Raw genomic sequence first — 2266 nt, forward strand, 5'->3', positions numbered from 1 at the left:
AATGAGGAAAGTCATTGCAAAGAGGATGAGTGAAAGCGTCAGCGTGTCACCTACCGTAACCTACAACATGACCATGGATACTTCAGAGCTGAAGAGATTGAAAGACAGCCTTAAAGACGTCTTCAAGGTGACCTATACGGATCTGCTCATAAAGATAGTCTCACAGGTGCTTAAAGAATTTCCGCTGGCAAACTGTTCTGTAAATGGAGATACATTTATTTTGAAGGATTATGTGAATATGGGGGTTGCCGTTGCCCTGGATGACGGGCTTCTTGTTCCAGTGATAAAGGACTGTGACATAAAGGGGCTCAAGCAGATTACGGCCGAATTCAAGGATCTTGTAAAGAGAGCAAAGGAAAACAAACTTGGACCTGATGATCTGACAGGAGGTACATTTACCATAACGAATCTTGGAATGTTCGGCATAGATACATTCTCGCCTATTATAAACCAGCCTGAGGTAGCCATACTTGGAGTAAACAAGATTGCTGAAACACCGGTGGTGGAAAAGGGCCAGATAGTTGTAAAGCCGCTTATGAGTATGTCACTTACAGCGGATCACAGGGCCATAGACGGAGCCTATGCAGCTCGAATTTTGCAGAGAATAAAGCAGTATGTGGAAAAACCGGGACTGCTTATACTTTAGAACATGGGAGGTTTTTAAAAATGAGTTGTTTGGAGATAATGCCCAAGCTGGGCCTTACAATGACAGAAGGAATGCTGGCAAAGTGGCATAAAAATGAGGGAGAGAAAGTTGAAAAGGGAGAAATTCTATTTGAAGTTGAAACGGATAAGCTTACGAACGAGATAGAGGCAAAGGAAAGCGGAGTAGTGAGAAAAATACTCGTAGAGGAAGGCGAGACGGTTAAATGCCTGACACCCGTTGCTGTAATAGCCGGTGAGAATGAAGATATTTCAGAGCTTTTGAAAGAGGCGGGAGCAGAGGGAAAAGATGAGGTAGAAGAAGCAGGAGAGCCGGAAGTCCGGGGCGATAAACGTGAGGCAGGCTCTAGAAATGTAGTTGTTATAGGTGGAGGCCCGGGAGGTTATATAGCTGCTATCCGTGNGAGGGAAAAGATGAGGTAGAAGAAGCAGGAGAGCCGGAAGTCCGGGGCGATAAACGTGAGGCAGGCTCTAGAAATGTAGTTGTTATAGGTGGAGGCCCGGGAGGTTATATAGCTGCTATCCGTGCTGCACAGCTGGGGAATAAAGTAACCCTTGTTGAAAATGCAGAACTTGGCGGAACCTGCCTCAATGTAGGATGTATACCTACAAAGACACTGCTCCATTCTGCAGAACTGTTCAGTGAAATCAAAGACAGCAGAAATCTGGGAATTGATGTGGGCGAAGTGAGCATAAACTGGAAAAACCTTCAGAAGAGAAGAAAGAGAATAATAAAGAAACTTGTATCAGGAGTAAAAGGACTGCTTTCATATAACAAGGTAAATGTGATCAAGGGGTTTGCCAAAATGGAAGCTAAAAATTCCATTGTAGTAACCAGAGAAAATGGAGAAGCTGAAAAAATAAGTTTTGACGATGCCATAATTTCCACAGGTTCTCTTCCCTTTGCACCTCTTATACCCGGAATAGGCCTTGAAGGTGTAGTGGACAGCACCGGTGCACTGGATTTTGAATCTCTTCCGGAGACAATAGTGATTATAGGCGGCGGAGTAATAGGCATAGAATTTGCAAGCCTGTTCAGTTCTTTTGGAAAGAAAGTGACCATTCTGGAAATGCTGCCGTTTATTTTACCGCCTATAGACAGGCAGATTTCAAATCTAATTGCCGATAAGCTGTCAAAAAGAGGAGTTACACTGAATACCGGATGCAAGGTAACTAAAATAGAAAAGGTAGAAAATGGACTGAAGGTTGATTTTACTAAAGGAGATGGCGTTTCAAGCGTGGAGGCCGAGAAAGTATTGGTAGCCATAGGAAGGCGTGCAAATACAGAGGGGCTTGATTTAGATAAAATTGGAGTAAAGGTGGAAAAGGGAAATGTATGTGTGGATGATCATATGAGAACTAATATAGAAAATATATATGCCATAGGGGACTGTACAGGGAAAATAATGCTCGCCCATGTTGCTTCCGAACAGGGTGTGGTGGCTGCAGAAAATATATCGGGTCAGAATGCAAAGATGGATTACAAGACCGTGTCCTCCTGTGTATATACAAAACCTGAGATAGCTGCCGTAGGGTATACTGAAGAACAGGCCGAAGAAAAAGGAATTGACTACAAAGTAGGTATTTTCCCCATGGGTGCCAA

3 protein-coding genes are annotated in these 2266 nt (G+C 43.5%); all 3 read left to right on the forward strand.

The window, feature by feature from the left end:
- Positions 1-646 (forward strand): dihydrolipoamide acetyltransferase family protein (locus tag ACFHWD_RS20505; protein ID WP_378062930.1); only part of this gene is annotated, 646 nt, incomplete at its 5' end.
- A gap of 20 nt (positions 647-666) precedes the next feature.
- On the forward strand, positions 667-1086 hold the full coding sequence (locus ACFHWD_RS20510; RefSeq protein WP_378062931.1) for a biotin/lipoyl-containing protein: 420 nt from the start codon (positions 667-669) through the stop codon (positions 1084-1086).
- Between the two features lie 98 nt (positions 1087-1184).
- The coding region (gene lpdA / locus ACFHWD_RS20515) for a dihydrolipoyl dehydrogenase (RefSeq protein ID WP_378062932.1) at positions 1185-2266 on the forward strand (1082 nt) is incomplete at its 3' end.

Source organism: Clostridium sp. MT-14, assembly GCF_042436595.1.
Taxonomy (GTDB): domain Bacteria; phylum Bacillota; class Clostridia; order Clostridiales; family Clostridiaceae; genus Clostridium_B; species Clostridium_B aromativorans.